Origin of the sequence: Citrobacter sp. wls708 (assembly GCF_005281255.1) — a bacterium.
Lineage (GTDB): Bacteria > Pseudomonadota > Gammaproteobacteria > Enterobacterales > Enterobacteriaceae > Citrobacter > Citrobacter werkmanii.
This window is the reverse complement of record NZ_SZXE01000037.1, coordinates 53,828-67,733: the sequence shown is the minus strand read 5'-3', so window position 1 is coordinate 67,733 and position 13,906 is coordinate 53,828. Positions and strand designations below refer to the sequence as shown.

Here is a 13,906-nt window from a genome sequence, read left to right as displayed (position 1 = left end):
TATTTAAGGGTACGGAGAATACCATGACCACACGACAATCTGGCTTTGCACCTGCTGTATCTCCACCGACGTCTACTACGGTTCACACACCGGATAACGCAATTATCGCCGGTGTAACGTCCATACCTTCACAAGGCGATGATATGCCAGCGTATCACGCACGACCAAAACAGACCGATGGCCCCCTGCCCGTGGTCATTGTCGTGCAGGAGATTTTTGGCATTCATGAACACATTCGTGACGTTTGCCGCCGTCTGGCCCTGGAAGGGTATCTGGCTATCGCGCCAGAGCTCTATTTCCGCGAAGGCGATCCCAATGACTTTGCCGATATCCCCACGCTGCTCAGCGGCCTTGTCGCCAAAGTGCCTGACGCTCAGGTACTAGCCGATCTGGACCACGTCGCCAGTTGGGCCTCCCGCAACGGCGGTGACGCGCATCGATTAATGATCACAGGTTTTTGCTGGGGTGGACGCATCACCTGGCTGTATGCAGCGCACAATCCGCAGTTAAAAGCAGCGGTAGCGTGGTATGGCAAACTGGTAGGCGATAAGACCCTCAACTCGCCGAAACATCCCGTTGATATCGCCACCGATCTTAACGCTCCTGTTCTGGGGCTTTATGGTGGTCAGGACACCAGTATTCCTCAGGTTACCGTCGAAACTATGCGTCAGGCGCTACGCGCCGCTAATGCAAAAGCGGAAATTGTGGTTTATCCCGATGCCGGGCATGCATTTAATGCCGATTACCGCCCGAGCTACCACGAAGAGTCCGCCAAAGATGGCTGGCAGAGAATGCTGGAGTGGTTCGCGCAATACGGCGAGAAGAAATAAGTATCGCCAGGTAAACCGATCATCAAAACGGAGGCGTTAGCCTCCGTTTTGTTTTTAAGCCTGACGCAAGTTCTGCGCGGCCTTCACCATATTCGCCAGTGCGGCACGGGTTTCCGGCCAGCCTCGGGTTTTCAGGCCGCAGTCCGGGTTCACCCACAGCCGCTCCGCCGGAATACGCTGCTCCGCCTTCTTCAGCAGGGCCTCAATCCACTCCACGCTCGGGACGTTCGGCGAGTGAATATCGTAGACACCCGGCCCAATTTCATTCGGATAGTCGAACTCTTCAAACGATTCCAGCAACTCCATGTCGGAGCGTGAGGTCTCAATGGTGATCACATCCGCGTCCAGCGCCGCAATGGAATCCATGATGTCGTTGAACTCGCAGTAACACATGTGGGTGTGGATCTGAGTTTCATCCTTCGCCACCGCCGCGTTAATGCGGAAGGCTTCTACTCCCCACGCCAGATACGCGGCCCAGTCGCTGCGACGTAGCGGCAGACCTTCGCGCAGCGCCGGTTCATCAATCTGAATAATACCGATACCCGCCGCTTCCAGATCCGCCACTTCATCACGCAGCGCCAGCGCAATCTGCTTGGCGATGGTTTCACGCGTCACGTCTTCACGCGGGAATGACCAGCAAAGAATGGTCACCGGACCGGTCAACATACCTTTTACCGGCTTGTCGGTAAGCGACTGCGCGTACTTCGCCCACTCCACGGTGATCGCTTCCGGGCGGCTGACGTCGCCAATTACCACCGGCGGCTTCACGCAGCGAGAACCATAGCTCTGCACCCAACCGTTCTGGGTAAAGACAAAACCATCCAGATGCTCGCCAAAGTATTCCACCATGTCATTACGCTCGGCTTCACCGTGCACCAGCACATCGAGGCCCAGACGTTCCTGTTCAACGATCGCCTGTTTTATATGTTCGGCGATACCGGTGCGGTAGTGACCAGCATCCAGGTTGCCCTTTTTGAAATCCAGCCGCAGACCGCGAATTTCGGTGGTTTGCGGGAATGAACCGATCGTAGTGGTCGGCCATGCCGGTAGATTAAAGCGGGCACGCTGCGCCTCGGCGCGAACCGGGTAAGCGTTGGCGCGCTGGCTGTCTTGGGCGGTGATCGCCGCCAGACGTTTTTCCACTGCGGCGTTGTGTACGCGGGTAGAGTGACGACGCGCCTGGATCGGTGCGCTCCATTCCACAATTGCCGCCGTATCGCCGCTGTTCAGGGCATCGCGCAGCAGCGCCAGCTCGCCGCACTTTTGCAGCGCGAAGGCAAACCAGCTCTTCACTTCGGCATCAAGGCGGGTTTCCACACTGAGATCGATTGGGCTGTGCAGCAGAGAGCAGGAAGAAGCCACCCACAGAGCACGTTTCCCGACGATGTCTTTAATTTGTGCATATTTTTCGCTGAGATCGGCGCGCCAGACGTTACGACCGTTTACCAAACCGGCTGACAGCAGCCAGTCGGCAGGCAGGCGTTGGTGCAGCCCGGCAACGTCATCTTTGCCATGAACGAAATCAACGTGCAGACCCTGCACCGGCAGCGCGGTAATGGTATCCAGGTTCGGCGTTACGCCTTCAAAATAAGTGGTCAGCAGTAATTTTACCTGCCCTGCCAGCGCGTCATACGCAGGTTTGAAGGCGTTCAGCCAAACCTGCGGCAGCTCCAGTACCAGCGCGGGTTCATCAATCTGTACCCACTCAATACCGCGTTTCGCCAGCTCGGCCAGCACCTGCTGGTAAACCGGCAGAATGTCGTTGAGCAGAGTCAGGCGGTCAAACTGTTCGCCCTTCACTTTCCCCAGCCACAGGTAAGTTACCGGCCCAAGCAGTACAGGCTTCACCTTGTGGCCGAGCGCCAGCGCTTCGTCCACTTCATCCAGCAGTTGGGTCCAGGTCAGTTTGAACTGCTGACCTTTGGTGAACTCCGGCACCATGTAGTGATAGTTGGTGTTAAACCATTTGGTCATTTCTGCCGCCGCCGCTGGCTCACCCGTCGGGGCGCGGCCACGACCAATGCGGAATAGGGTATCGATATCAACCGAGCCGTCTTTATTTTGATGACGTGCCGGAACGTTACCGAGCAGCAGGCTGGTGGTTAGCACGTGATCGTACCAGGCAAAATCGCCCACCGGCAGCAGGTCAATGCCCGCCTGCTTCTGCTGATCCCAGTGGCGGGCGCGCAGCTCGCGGCCAACAGCCAGCAATTCCTCACGGGAAGAATTTCCCGCCCAGTAGCTTTCTTGCGCTTTTTTCAGCTCGCGACGCAGGCCAACGCGAGGGAAACCGAGGGTGTGATTCAATATTGTCATTTTTCTTCCTCTAATTATATGTAAATCCTATGGATTTTGAATTTAGGGAAGGCGGCAAGTTTGCTCATTCCCAGAAGCTTACTGAAGTAAGTGACTGGGATGGGGAAACGAAGCCAACGCACCATAAATTTAAAAGACGAAGGATTTTAGCCGTCCAGATGTTTACACATCCATAATTGGCGGTTACTGTATATTCCTCAAGCGCAATTTGTTCATGCCGAAGTGAAGGACTTTCATGATCGAGATTAAACACCTGAAAACGCTCCAGGCGTTGCGGAATAGTGGTTCGCTGGCAGCCGCAGCGGCGACGTTGCATCAGACCCAATCCGCCCTTTCTCACCAGTTCAGCGATCTGGAGCAACGCCTCGGCTTTCGTCTTTTTATCCGTAAAAGTCAGCCTCTGCGCTTTACGCCGCAGGGCGAAATTTTGCTGCAGCTGGCAAACCAGGTGTTGCCGCAAATCGGTCGCGCGCTGCAGGCCTGCAACGAACCGCAGCAAACCCGGCTACGCATCGCGATTGAATGCCACAGCTGTATCCAATGGCTGACGCCCGCGCTGGAGAATTTTCGTGCCAACTGGCCGCAGGTGGAAATGGACTTTAAATCCGGCGTGACGTTCGATCCGCAACCTGCGCTACAGCAGGATGAATTGGATCTGGTGTTGACCTCCGACATTCTGCCGCGCAGCGGATTGCACTACTCGCCGATGTTTGATTTTGAAGTACGCCTGGTCCTGGCGCCGGACCATCCGCTGGCCAGCAAAACGCAAATCACCCCGGAGGATTTAGCCAGCGAGACGCTGCTTATTTATCCGGTACAACGGAGTCGGCTGGATGTCTGGCGGCATTTCCTGCAGCCTGCGGGCGTTAGCCCGTCGCTGAAGAGCGTGGATAACACCCTGCTGCTGATTCAGATGGTTGCAGCCAAAATGGGTATCGCGGCTTTACCACACTGGGTGGTGGAGAGTTTTGAGCGCCAGGGTCTGGTGGTAACCAAAACCCTGGGTGATGGATTGTGGAGCCGACTGTACGCCGCCGTGCGCGATGGCGAACAGCGACAGCCGGTCACGGAAGCGTTTATTCGCTCAGCGCGGAATCACGCCTGCGATCACCTGCCGTTTGTGCGGAGTGCGGAACGACCCACTTTCGATGTACCCACAGTGAGGCCACTATCACAGCCGCACCAATGATGAAGCTCGGCCAGTGAGGCTGTTGATGCCAGATAGCCAGGTTAACCAGCAGCCCGGCCGGCACATGCATATTGTTCATGATGCCCAGCGTACCCGCATCCACCTGCGTCGCGCCATAGTTCCACATAAAGTAACCGATGCCGGACGCCGCCACGCCAAGAAACACCAGGATGCCCCACTGTAGCGTAGTTGCAGGCATTTTCTGCGCGTTACCCAGCATGGACCAGGCCACTATCGCCACCATAAATGCCCCCATGTAAAACCAGGCGAAGGCGTTGTGCTGCGGCATTGGCCGTGTTTCCATCAGACGCTTGTAGCCCACCATGCCAATGGCAAAGCTGATATTGGACAACTGTACCAGCAGCAGGCCGGTCCAGAAGTGGCTGGTCACCTGGTCGTAACGAATGATCCCCGCACCGATCACCGCCAGCAACGCACTGAAGGCGTAGCTCCAGCGCAGACGACGTCCGCTCATGAGATCATAAATCAGCGTAATGTAGAGCGGCGTCAGTACGGTAAAGAGCAGCAGTTCTGAAACCGTCAGGTACAGATAGGCGTGAAAACTCAGCATATACATAATGCCAAGCTGCATGGCCCCTACCAGCATATACAGCGCGATCGTTTTTACGCTGTGCCCACGGGTGCGTAAAAATGGCAGGAACACCAGCGCCGCCAGCCCAACACGCACCAGCACCGCAAAATAGCTATCGACATGACCGGCAAGGTACTCGCCAAACAGGCTAAAGGAAAAGGCCCACAGAATTGTGGTAATGATGAGTAACGCCACAATGGATGTCTCTTAACAAAAGGTACACCCATTGTAGCGAAGTTTTTAGTTGACAACTGGTCAACTAACGAACGATGACGTTACTGCAAAAAGAGCTTACGCAGATAGTGCGGCACGGCATCATCGGCGTTAAGTCCAATCACGTCCAGTTCCGGATGAAGATCTTTCAGGCGTTGGTGCGCGTTGCCCATGATGCAGCCTTTACCAGCCATGGAGAGCATTTCCGCATCGTTCATGCCATCGCCGAAAGCGATGCAGTCCTGCAGGCTGTAGCCCATCGCTTTCGCCACTGCTTCCAGCGCATGACCTTTCGACACGCCGCCAGCCATAACTTCCAGACAGGTAAGCGTAGAGAAGCTGACGTTGACGCGATCGCCCCAGCGGGCGTTAATCGCCTGCTCCAGCGGCAGCAGCCTTTCATGAGAATCGGTGGTAAAAAACACTTTGCTGACGCCTTCAGGCTCCAGTAGCGCAGGTTCAAACAGAGAATAGTTAAATACCGCTTCTTTAAAGAAGCGCATTTCGTCCGGGCGATGGCGATTCATAAACCATTCATCATCACGATAAACGTTGGTTACGATGTCCGGATTTGCATTTACCACGCCGAACAGGTCGCTGGCAATGTCGCGATCCAGGTTATGGGTAAACACCAGATTCCCGGCAGAATCGTGCACGCGCGCGCCGTTGGATGTGATCATGTAGGTTTTAATGCCAAGGTTATCGCGAATTTGCCCCACATCAACATGATGACGGCCAGTCGCAAACACGAAGTTAACGCCACGTGCGGTCAATAATTTCAGTGTCTCTTTGGCATAAGGGGACAACGTATGGTCGGGGGAAAGCAGCGTACCGTCTAAATCAGACGCAACAACCTGATACATAAGAAAATTAAACCTCTAGGCAAAGCGGTTTCCGCTGGATGAGTTATGCTTGTCGAAAAATTCGACAATAGCGTTAAGCGCGACTGAGCGCATTGCGTCCTTTTCAAAAAGGATCTCATGGTACGCGCCTTTGATGACAAGCGGCTGACCTCCCTCTACAGGATGGCCCGCTGCAGCGCGGAGTTCACAAAAGCGATCGTGCATACGGTTATCAACCAAACGCTCTTCTTCGGCCTGGATAAGCAATGTTGGCGTCGCGTCATCTCCCGCCCCGGCCAGGACCTGTTCACCCGCCAGAATGCCTTCACGTACCCAGTGGTAAGTGGGACCGCCCACGCGCAGCCGAGGTTCATCGGCATAGAAACGCAGATTGCGCCGATAGCGCTGTCGACTGTGGGTTACCGCATTCATCCCGAATGGCAGCGCCCGCCAGCGCCCGGTCCCCATGGCATAACCCTCGCGGATCCGTGGATGCCCTTCAGCCCAGTCCAGAATTTGACGCACCATCCAGTCGGGAAAGCGCATCACAATACCAAACATCGGCGCGCAAAGCGCAATGGCATCACACTGATTCGGGTGACGCTGCAGGAACAACGTGGCAATCGCCCCGCCCATAGAATGCGCCAGTATATAGCGTTTTCTCCACGGACCGGGTGACACTTCCTGCTGCCAGAAAGCGGTTAAATCGTCGACATAGTCATTAAAGTTATCCACATGACCGCGATGCGGATCCGAAAGCATACGGCCGGAACGCCCCTGGCCACGGTGATCGATAATGAGAACGTCAAAACCAGAATGAAACAGGTCGTACGCCAGTTCAGCGTATTTTACATAGCTTTCAATGCGTCCAGGACAGACGACGATGACGCGATCGTTTTTCTCTGCGTGAAAGCGCACAAAATGTACGGGGACATTATCTACGCCCGTAAACTCCGCTTCTTCCCGCTGACGCCAGAAATCTGTCAGTGGTCCCATGGAAAAAGCAGCAAACGCGTTTTCTCTTGTTTCCCAGTCTTTTTGCTGCTGAAACATCGGGTATCCAGCCTCGTTGACCAAGTAAAATCGTTTTTTTTGCCATGTCTGATACAACGTACCGACAGTAGCGTATTGTGGCATAAAAATAGACAATCCGGGAGTTTCTCATGACCTTTGAATGGTGGTTCGCCTACCTGCTGACCTCTATTATTTTGAGCTTGTCTCCAGGCTCTGGCGCAATCAACACCATGACCACCGCCATCAGCCACGGTTATCGCGGTGCCAGCGCATCGATTGCGGGTCTACAGACCGGACTGGGCATTCATATCGTTTTGGTTGGCGTAGGGCTGGGAACGCTATTTTCACGTTCAGCGATCGCGTTTGAAGTGCTGAAGTGGGCGGGCGCGGCTTACCTGATTTGGCTAGGAATTCAGCAATGGCGGGCGGCGGGCGCTATCGATCTGAACACCATGGCGAATACGCAATCGCGTAGCCGCCTGTTCAAACGCGCGGTCTTTGTTAATCTGACCAACCCCAAAAGCATTGTTTTTCTTGCCGCCCTGTTCCCGCAGTTTATCCTGCCGCAGGAACCGCAGTTGATGCAGTATGTGGTGCTTGGCGTCACGACCATTGTGGTCGATATCATTGTGATGATCGGTTACGCGACGCTGGCTACGCGCATTGCTGGCTGGATTAAAGGGCCAAAGCAAATGAAAGCGCTGAACAAAGTGTTTGGTTCACTGTTTATGCTGATAGGCGCCCTGCTGGCGTCGGCAAGGCATGCCTGATAACGGTGCCGGATGGCGTTAGCGCTTATCCGGCATGAAGGAAGCTTAGCGCGAAATGATCAGATGGATACCGAAACCCGCGAACAGCGCGCCGGCAAAGCCATCGATCCACTTCGCCAGACGCTGATAGCCGCGACGCATTTTCGGTAATGCAAACAGGCTGGCAACCACGGTAAACCACGCCAGCGTTTCCACGATGATCAGCGCGAAAATGCCCCAACGCGCGCCCGTTCCTACACTATCGCCAACAAACAATGAGAACACGGAGCCAAAATAGATAATCGCTTTCGGGTTGGCGAGGTTGGTCAACAGACCTTTTAAAAAGCTGCGTCCGCTCTGCGCCAGTTCAACCTGTGGGGCAGGGGCCGCTACGTCCTGTTTTTTAAACGCGCCGCGCAGCATCTGGTAACCCATCCAGCACAGATACAGGCCGCCGCCCACCATGATAATGGTGTGCAGCCAGGCCATTTTTTCGATAATCAGATGCAGGCCAAGCAGCGCCACGCCAGCCCAGACCATGACGCCACAGGTAATACCCAGCACGCCCATCATGGCTTCTTTGCGCGAACGGCTAACGGCCGTTTGAGAAACAAAGAAGAAATCGGGACCGGGACTCATCAGCGCAACGATATGCACCAACGCAACGGTAAAAAATAGCGTTAACATAAAAATGACTCGCGGGGAAATAGTTCAGTGAGTCACCATCCTGGCACTTTTTTGCCTGGCTGACTACTCTTCGTCGTCACCATCGACGTGGGCGCGAATAAGTGCCATAAACTCTTTGCCAAAACGTTCAAGTTTACGCATTCCCACGCCGTTGACGCTCAGCATTTCGCTCGGCGAAACCGGCATCTGCTCGGCCATTTCAATCAACGTGGCGTCGTTGAACACCACATACGGCGGGATATTCTCTTCATCGGCAATGGCTTTACGCAGCTTACGCAATTTGGCAAACAGTTTGCGATCGTAATTGCCGCCGAAGGATTTCTGCATAGCGCGCGGTTTCAGCGCCACGATTCGCGGTACCGCAAGCTGCAACGGGACTTCACCGCGCAGAACCGGACGCGCGGCATCGGTCATCTGCAGTGCGGAATGCTGCGCGATATTTTGCGTCACCAGCCCAAGATGGATAAGCTGGCGAATTACGCTCACCCAGTGTTCATGGCTTTTATCGCGCCCCATGCCATAAACCTTGAGTTTATCGTGGCCCAACTCGCGGATACGCTGATTATTCGCTCCGCGCAGAACCTCCACCACATATCCCATACCAAAGCGCTGATTGACCCGGCCAATCGTGGAAAGCGCAATCTGCGCATCGTTTAAGCCGTCGTACTGTTTTGGCGGATCGAGACAGATATCGCAGTTACCACACGGCTCCTGACGCCCCTCGCCAAAATAATTCAGCAGAACCAGACGACGACAGGTTTGCGCCTCGGCAAACGCCCCCATCGCATTGAGCTTATGGCGTTCGATATCCAGCAGTTGTCCGGCAGGTTTCTCTTCGAGGCAACGGCGGAGCCACGCCATATCAGCCGGATCGTAAAACAGCATCGCTTCCGCCGGCAGGCCATCACGCCCGGCACGACCGGTTTCCTGATAATAGGACTCAATGTTGCGCGGGATATCAAAATGCACCACGAAGCGCACGTTAGGTTTGTTGATCCCCATGCCGAACGCTACGGTCGCCACCACAATTTGCAGGTCATCGCGCTGGAATTTTTCCTGCACCTCGGCGCGCACGCTGTTTTCCAGCCCGGCATGATAAGCCCCGGCGCTGATGCCGCGGCTTTGCAGGCGCGCAGCGGTGTCTTCGACTTTGGCGCGGCTGTTACAGTAAATTATGCCGGATTTACCGCGTTGTTCTTGCACATAGCGCATCAGTTGATCGAGCGGCTTAAACTTCTCCATCAGCATGTAGCGAATATTCGGCCGATCAAAGCTGCTGATCTGAATTAACGGATCGTTGAGGCCCAGCAGGCGCACGATATCCAGCCGGGTGGTTTCATCCGCGGTCGCGGTTAACGCCACAAACGGCAGCGTTGGGAAACGCTGACGCAGCTGGCCCAGCGCGGCGTATTCAGGGCGGAAGTCATGCCCCCACTGCGAAATACAGTGCGCTTCATCCACCGCCAGCAGCACCGGATTCCAGTGCCCAAGATGCTCAAGGAAGTTATCCAGCATCAGGCGCTCAGGGGCAATATACAGCAAGCGAACCTGCCCGCTGCGACAGCCGGCCATCACCTCAAGCTGCTGCTCACGACTTTGGGTGGAGTTCAGGCACGCCGCCGCCACGCCGTTGGCCAGCAGTTGATCGACCTGGTCTTTCATCAGGGAAATCAGCGGCGAAACAACAACGGTGAGTCCGTTGAGTAATAATGCGGGAATTTGATAGCACAGGGATTTGCCGCCACCGGTGGGCATAACGACCAGGCAGTCGCGACCAGAGAGCACGGTGTCGATAATTTCTTCCTGGCCTGGGCGAAACTGTTGGTAGCCAAAGGTTTCCTGCAAAACCTGTTTAGCGCCCATTTCCAGATTCAACACTTCCGCCTGCGCCACATTAACCCCATTAACCTTAAATAAAAACAGGCGCTATTTTCAGCGCCTGAGAAAGAAACTGCAATGATTAAAATACTCTCAATATCTGTCAGAAGATATCGTTAAGCATTACACCCACGCCAACACGGGTCTGATTGAAGTTGTAGTCAATCAGCGATTCTCCGTAACCACTGTAGACCTGGGTGTAGAGACGAACATGCTTCGTAATAGGATAGCTTGCCCCTAACTCTGCGCCGCCGTAGCCGGTGTTCCAGTTGTACTGACCTTTCACGCTGATAACGGCGTCGCCCAGGTGATACCCCATTTTCAGCTGATAATAGCCCATGTATTTGGTGATGTCGGGGTTATCATCGGTACTGCCAATGACGTACCACGGCTTTACTTCCACCAGCCAGTTGCCGTTTTCTGCCATCAGGCGGGTATACAGGCGGTTCCAGCTACGTGAAGTGGGGTCGGAGCGCCCGTTGGAATCATGGTTATAACCCATTTCGACATCACGTAGCGTCCACCCGGCAAAGCGATAGTCGGTGGCGAAACCAAGGAACAACTGCGGCTCGTAGTTGGTTTCGCGAAACGGTGAAGATTCTTCACTGTTCGAAAGCTGCCACCAGGATTTCTGCGTATAGGAACCGCCAAGAACCGAGTTCGGACCCAATATTCCTCGCCAAAGGGGAAACGCCAGGCTTAGCTGAAACTTCACCTCATCTTTGCGCGCATTGTCCGACCAGCTATAGCTGCTGATCGCCTCTTTGTTCATGTCGCTGGTATTGGTGTAGATAAGGTAGTTGGTGTCATAAGGGTAAAGCGTGAAAGGGTTGTCATGCTCTTGCAGCATATTAGCGATGATACTGCCCCGAACTGCTGGTGCATCATGAATCTCTTTTACTGTCGCTTCCTGCGCATACGCGGTCAACGGCAGCATGACTGCTGGTAGTAACCATCCCAGAATCGCCCGCATCGGTAATGTTCTCCTGAACCAAAATATTGATGAATTGTATAATTTTCTGACAAGCATTCTACATACTTAGCTCGTTCCTCGTTAGTTATCCCGTCCTAAAGTAGAAAACAACAAATAATAAGCATAATATCAACATTTCATTAACCAATAAGGTATTAAGATCGTATGTCTGCTGTACTGACCGCTGAAGAAGCCCTGAAGTTAGTGGGTGAAATGTTTGTTTATCATATGCCGTTTAACCGTGCGCTGGGGCTGGAACTGGAACGCTATGAAAAAGAATTTGCGCAATTAGCGTTTAATAATCAACCGATGATGGTCGGTAACTGGGCGCAAAGCATTCTGCATGGCGGAGTGATCGCCTCAGCACTCGACGTCGCCGCCGGACTGGTGTGTGTAGGCAGCACGTTGACCCGTCACGAAACGATCAGTGAGGACGAACTGCGTCAGCGCATGTCACGTATGGGCACCATCGATTTACGCGTTGATTACCTGCGCCCGGGGAGAGGGAATCGCTTTACCGCTACCAGCAGCCTGCTGCGGGCGGGTAATAAAGTAGCCGTTGCGCGCGTGGAACTGCATAACGAAGAACAGCTCTATATCGCCAGCGCAACCGCCACTTATATGGTGGGGTAAGCGCTTAAAAAAAGGTAAACTGCTGTTACATTTCTGCAATGAGTTTTCCCAATGGATGCTAAACAAACGCGGCAGGGCGTGTTACTCGCTCTGGCTGCCTATTTTATTTGGGGTATCGCTCCCGCCTACTTCAAGCTGATTTACTATGTCCCGGCGGATGAGATCCTGACGCACCGCGTCATCTGGTCATTTTTCTTTATGGTGGTGCTGATGAGCATCAGCCGCCAGTGGTCGGGTGTTAAAACGCTGCTACAAACGCCAAAGAAGATCTTCCTGCTGGCGCTCTCTGCGGTGCTCATCGGCGGAAACTGGCTGCTGTTCATTTGGGCGGTCAATAATCACCATATGCTGGAAGCCAGTCTCGGCTATTTTATTAACCCGCTAGTGAATATCGTGCTGGGGATGCTTTTCCTCGGCGAGCGCTTTCGTCGCATGCAGTGGTTGGCGGTACTGTTAGCCGCCTGCGGCGTACTGGTACAGCTGTGGACCTTCGGCTCATTGCCGATAATCGCGCTGGGACTGGCGTTCAGCTTTGCTTTTTATGGTCTGGTGCGTAAGAAGATTGCCGTTGAAGCGCAAACCGGCATGTTGATTGAAACCCTGTGGCTCTTACCCGTTGCCGCTATCTACCTGTTTGGCATTGCGGATAGCCCAACCAGCCATATGGGGCAAAACCCGATGTCACTCAATCTGCTACTGATTGCCGCCGGTATCGTGACCACCATTCCGTTGCTGTGCTTTACCGGCGCAGCGACACGTCTGCGTCTTTCCACACTGGGTTTCTTCCAGTATATCGGACCCACGTTGATGTTCCTGCTGGCGATCACCTTTTACGGTGAAGTACCGGGAGCGGATAAAATGGTGACGTTCGCCTTTATCTGGGTGGCGCTGGCGATTTTCGTGATGGATGCGATTTATACGCAACGCAGAACGCGTATGGGGATGTGAAGGCTTTTTGCATGATGGCGCTACGCTTATCAGGCCTACGGGATCTGTAGGCCTGATAAGACACCGCCATTAAAGCCAGTTCTTACGTTTAAAGTACAGATACGGCGCCAGACCTGCGAGCATCATGAAGACAATCGCGCCAGGATAACCGAAGCTCCAGTGCAGTTCCGGCATGAATTCAAAGTTCATGCCGTAGCTGGAAGCCACCAGCGTCGGCGGCAGAAATACCACCGAGACCACCGAGAAGATCTTGATGATGCGGTTCTGCTCAATATTGATAAAGCCCATCGCCGCCTGCATCAGGAAGTTAACCTTCTGGAACAGCGATTCGTTATGCGGCAGCAGAGACTCGATATCGCGCAGGATCTCACGCGCCTGCTCCAGTTGACCACCCGGCAGACGCGCTTTACGCACCAGAAAGTTCAGTGCGCGCTGGGTATCCATCAGACACAGGCGTACCTTCCAGCCGATATCTTCCTGTTCCGCCAGCGTGGAAAGCGCTTCGTCATACTCATCGCCCTGACGCCCTTCCATGATCACACGGCTGAGTTTTTCCAGGTCGCTATAGATGTTTTCAATCTCATCCGCCAACTGTTCAATTTTGGTTTCGAACAGATCGAGTAGCAGCTCGTAGGCGTTACCATCCACCATCGCCTGGTTACGCGCACGCATGCGATACAGACGAAACGCCGGCAGTTCGCGTTCGCGCAGGGTAAACAGGCGGCCTTCGCGAATGGTAAATGCGACGGTTGAGTTACCCGCGTGATCGTCGGCGTCTTCATAGAAGAAGAAGGAGTGAATGTGCAGTCCATCCTCGTCTTCAAAAAAACGTGCGGATGCTTCGATGTCTTCCAGTTCAGGGCGCGTGGCCAGATTCTGGCCCAAGTCCTTTTGCACACGGTTTCGTTCTTCGTCATCCGGCTCGACTAAATCGACCCAAACCGAACTGGCCAGGTGCTCGATCTCGTCTGCCTCAAGGCGAGTTAAACGATTGTTTTCCAGTTGAAATGCGCTCAGCATGACCGGGACTCCCAATGCAAAA

Annotated in this window: 13 protein-coding genes; 5 read left to right on the top strand and 8 right to left on the bottom strand. The window is 54.1% G+C overall.

The window, feature by feature from the left end; all coding sequences use genetic code 11:
• The first annotated feature begins 23 nt into the window (after nucleotides 1-23).
• A complete protein-coding gene (locus FDW97_RS20505) occupies nucleotides 24-830 on the top strand; it encodes a dienelactone hydrolase family protein (RefSeq protein ID WP_038634473.1) in 807 nt (268 codons plus the stop codon).
• A gap of 54 nt (nucleotides 831-884) precedes the next feature.
• Here FDW97_RS20505 and metE read toward each other — a convergent pair whose 3' ends face one another.
• Nucleotides 885-3,146 carry a 5-methyltetrahydropteroyltriglutamate--homocysteine S-methyltransferase gene (metE, locus tag FDW97_RS20500; RefSeq protein ID WP_110496357.1) on the bottom strand — a complete coding sequence of 754 codons (2,262 nt, stop codon included), beginning with the start codon at nucleotides 3,144-3,146 and terminating at the stop codon, nucleotides 885-887.
• A 235-nt stretch (nucleotides 3,147-3,381) separates the two neighbouring features.
• Between metE and metR the strand changes: the two genes are divergently transcribed.
• Nucleotides 3,382-4,335: an HTH-type transcriptional regulator MetR gene (gene metR, locus FDW97_RS20495; RefSeq protein WP_038634477.1), complete on the top strand. Its 954-nt coding sequence runs from the start codon at nucleotides 3,382-3,384 to the stop codon at nucleotides 4,333-4,335.
• Here metR and FDW97_RS20490 read toward each other — a convergent pair.
• The 3 genes from FDW97_RS20490 to pldB form a co-directional block, all read right to left on the bottom strand.
• Nucleotides 4,223-5,122, bottom strand: coding sequence for a carboxylate/amino acid/amine transporter (locus FDW97_RS20490; RefSeq protein WP_071888045.1), 900 nt, complete (start codon nucleotides 5,120-5,122; stop codon nucleotides 4,223-4,225). The two genes, metR and FDW97_RS20490, sit on opposite strands and share 113 nt — an antisense overlap.
• 80 nt (nucleotides 5,123-5,202) lie before the next feature.
• Complete coding sequence (yigL, locus tag FDW97_RS20485) at nucleotides 5,203-6,003, bottom strand: sugar/pyridoxal phosphate phosphatase YigL (protein WP_038634479.1); 801 nt, start codon at nucleotides 6,001-6,003, stop codon at nucleotides 5,203-5,205.
• Nucleotides 6,004-6,018: 15 nt separating this feature from the next.
• Nucleotides 6,019-7,035: a lysophospholipase L2 gene (gene pldB, locus FDW97_RS20480; RefSeq protein ID WP_038634482.1), complete on the bottom strand. Its 1,017-nt coding sequence runs from the start codon at nucleotides 7,033-7,035 to the stop codon at nucleotides 6,019-6,021.
• Nucleotides 7,036-7,145: 110 nt separating this feature from the next.
• Between pldB and rhtB the strand changes: the two genes are divergently transcribed.
• Complete coding sequence (gene rhtB / locus FDW97_RS20475; RefSeq protein WP_069325083.1) at nucleotides 7,146-7,766, top strand: homoserine/homoserine lactone efflux protein; 621 nt, start codon at nucleotides 7,146-7,148, stop codon at nucleotides 7,764-7,766.
• Nucleotides 7,767-7,811: 45 nt separating this feature from the next.
• Here rhtB and rhtC read toward each other — a convergent pair whose 3' ends face one another.
• The 3 genes from rhtC to pldA form a co-directional block, all read right to left on the bottom strand.
• Entirely contained in the window at nucleotides 7,812-8,432 is a 621-nt protein-coding gene (gene rhtC / locus FDW97_RS20470; protein ID WP_038634488.1) for a threonine export protein RhtC, read from the bottom strand.
• A 63-nt stretch (nucleotides 8,433-8,495) separates the two neighbouring features.
• On the bottom strand, nucleotides 8,496-10,325 hold the full coding sequence (gene recQ, locus FDW97_RS20465) for an ATP-dependent DNA helicase RecQ (RefSeq protein ID WP_038634489.1): 1,830 nt from the start codon (nucleotides 10,323-10,325) through the stop codon (nucleotides 8,496-8,498).
• Nucleotides 10,326-10,413: 88 nt separating this feature from the next.
• Entirely contained in the window at nucleotides 10,414-11,283 is an 870-nt protein-coding gene (pldA, locus tag FDW97_RS20460; protein ID WP_038634493.1) for a phospholipase A, read from the bottom strand.
• Nucleotides 11,284-11,448: 165 nt separating this feature from the next.
• Here pldA and yigI point away from each other — a divergent pair, with 165 nt between their 5' ends.
• Both yigI and rarD read left to right on the top strand, forming a co-directional pair.
• A complete protein-coding gene (gene yigI / locus FDW97_RS20455; RefSeq protein ID WP_003017917.1) occupies nucleotides 11,449-11,916 on the top strand; it encodes an acyl-CoA thioesterase YigI in 468 nt (155 codons plus the stop codon).
• A gap of 51 nt (nucleotides 11,917-11,967) precedes the next feature.
• On the top strand, nucleotides 11,968-12,864 hold the full coding sequence (gene rarD / locus FDW97_RS20450; RefSeq protein ID WP_038634496.1) for an EamA family transporter RarD: 897 nt from the start codon (nucleotides 11,968-11,970) through the stop codon (nucleotides 12,862-12,864).
• Nucleotides 12,865-12,933: 69 nt separating this feature from the next.
• Here rarD and corA read toward each other — a convergent pair whose 3' ends face one another.
• Entirely contained in the window at nucleotides 12,934-13,884 is a 951-nt protein-coding gene (corA, locus tag FDW97_RS20445; RefSeq protein WP_038634499.1) for a magnesium/cobalt transporter CorA, read from the bottom strand.
• Nucleotides 13,885-13,906 lie beyond the last annotated feature (22 nt).

Bases quoted from the DNA above. Each gene is read 5' to 3' on its own strand.
- pldA (WP_038634493.1), bottom strand. From the start codon at position 11,283: ATGCGGGCGATTCTGGGATGGTTACTACCAGCAGTCATGCTGCCGTTG.
- FDW97_RS20505 (WP_038634473.1), top strand. From the start codon at position 24: ATGACCACACGACAATCTGGCTTTGCACCTGCTGTATCTCCACCGACG.
- rhtB (WP_069325083.1), top strand. From the start codon at position 7,146: ATGACCTTTGAATGGTGGTTCGCCTACCTGCTGACCTCTATTATTTTG.
- rhtC (WP_038634488.1), bottom strand. From the start codon at position 8,432: ATGTTAACGCTATTTTTTACCGTTGCGTTGGTGCATATCGTTGCGCTG.
- yigL (WP_038634479.1), bottom strand. From the start codon at position 6,003: ATGTATCAGGTTGTTGCGTCTGATTTAGACGGTACGCTGCTTTCCCCC.
- pldB (WP_038634482.1), bottom strand. From the start codon at position 7,035: ATGTTTCAGCAGCAAAAAGACTGGGAAACAAGAGAAAACGCGTTTGCT.
- yigI (WP_003017917.1), top strand. From the start codon at position 11,449: ATGTCTGCTGTACTGACCGCTGAAGAAGCCCTGAAGTTAGTGGGTGAA.
- metR (WP_038634477.1), top strand. From the start codon at position 3,382: ATGATCGAGATTAAACACCTGAAAACGCTCCAGGCGTTGCGGAATAGT.
- rarD (WP_038634496.1), top strand. From the start codon at position 11,968: ATGGATGCTAAACAAACGCGGCAGGGCGTGTTACTCGCTCTGGCTGCC.
- metE (WP_110496357.1), bottom strand. From the start codon at position 3,146: ATGACAATATTGAATCACACCCTCGGTTTCCCTCGCGTTGGCCTGCGT.
- corA (WP_038634499.1), bottom strand. From the start codon at position 13,884: ATGCTGAGCGCATTTCAACTGGAAAACAATCGTTTAACTCGCCTTGAG.